The sequence below is a fragment of the Profundibacterium mesophilum KAUST100406-0324 genome (assembly GCF_009835145.1).
Classification (GTDB): Bacteria; Pseudomonadota; Alphaproteobacteria; order Rhodobacterales; family Rhodobacteraceae; genus Profundibacterium; species Profundibacterium mesophilum.
On record NZ_APKE01000056.1, the window covers coordinates 1 to 1,206 of the forward strand.

2 protein-coding genes are annotated in these 1,206 nt (G+C 66.4%); both read left to right on the forward strand.

The window, feature by feature from the left end; translation table 11 throughout:
- The first annotated feature begins 13 nt into the window (after positions 1-13).
- Positions 14-658, forward strand: coding sequence for a DUF3164 family protein (locus PMES_RS16100; protein ID WP_159966741.1), 645 nt, complete (start codon positions 14-16; stop codon positions 656-658).
- Positions 659-663: 5 nt separating this feature from the next.
- Positions 664-1,083 carry a hypothetical protein gene (locus PMES_RS16105; RefSeq protein ID WP_159966742.1) on the forward strand — a complete coding sequence of 140 codons (420 nt, stop codon included), beginning with the start codon at positions 664-666 and terminating at the stop codon, positions 1,081-1,083.
- The last annotated feature ends 123 nt before the right edge of the window (positions 1,084-1,206 follow it).

The following is a 1,206-nucleotide window of genomic DNA, read 5'->3' on the forward strand; positions in this document are numbered from 1 at the left end:
AAGGAGCAAATTGATGAGCGACCATCCCACCACCGATGACGGCCGGATCACCCTATCGGGGCGCGAGTATCTCGCCGATGCCAAAGGCGCGCTCGTGCCGGTCGATCTGATCCGGCCCGCCGATCTGCTCGAGGATGAGACTGTGCGCAAGATCATGAGCTTCGCGACGGCTCTGAGCGACCAGATCGCGCGGTTCAAGGGGCACACATTCGAGGACCTGGGCGCGTTCGAGGCCTTGCTTGCCCAGGAGTACGGCGCCAGCAAGGGCGGCGCGAAGGGGAACAAGACCTTCATGAGCCATGACGGCCTGATGAAGGTGAGCGTCCAGGTGGCCGATCACATCGATTTCGGGCCGCAGCTGCAGATCGCCAAAGAACTGATCGACGAATGCCTGACCGAATGGTCGGCCGAGAGCCGCCCCGAGATCGCGGCGATCGTCACGCGGGCCTTCAACACCGACAAGGCAGGCCAGATCAACCGCTCGGAGATCTTCATGTTGTTGCGCCTTGAGATCGAGGATGCCCGCTGGCGCCAGGCGATGGATGCGATCCGCGACGCGATGCGCATCGTCGGCTCGAAGACCTATATCCGCTGCTACCGCCGGCCCGCCCCCGGCGCGCCGTGGCAGGCCGTCACGATCGATCTGGCCAAGGCATGAGTACCATGCATACAGACAAGGATCTTCGCATTGCCCCCATCGACGGTGGGGCTTTCGAGGTGGCCGAGCACAGGGTGCTTGGCCTCTTCTACACGCGTGCCCATGCCGAGCTCTTCCTGCGCAGCCTTGGCGGGGCCGGGGACACGGCGGCGCCCGGCGCGTCAGAGGAAGAGACACAGCCCGAGCCGGCGCCCGAAGTGCCCGGGCAGGCAGCGGCCGAGCTCTCGCGTCCCTTGGCCCCGGCGCTCGTGCGCCCCGCGCCGCGTGGGCGCGAGGATGCCTGCGATCCCGGTGCGGTGCGCCGCAAAGCACTGGCGTGGTCGGCGGAGGACGACATGACCGCCGCATGGACCGGCTGCTGCGCGAGGGCGGCGTATGAGATGCCGCAGTCTAGCCCACTGGCGGCGTGCCGTTCAGCGCCTTGATGGCGCCATGCATTGCCGCGCGGTCAACGAAGGTGGCCCTGTCGGCTTCGCACAACGTGTAAAGGTGATTTTCGAGGTCTTCCTTGCTCACCGTTCCCTGCCGGGCCAGCAGCGTGAGCACCG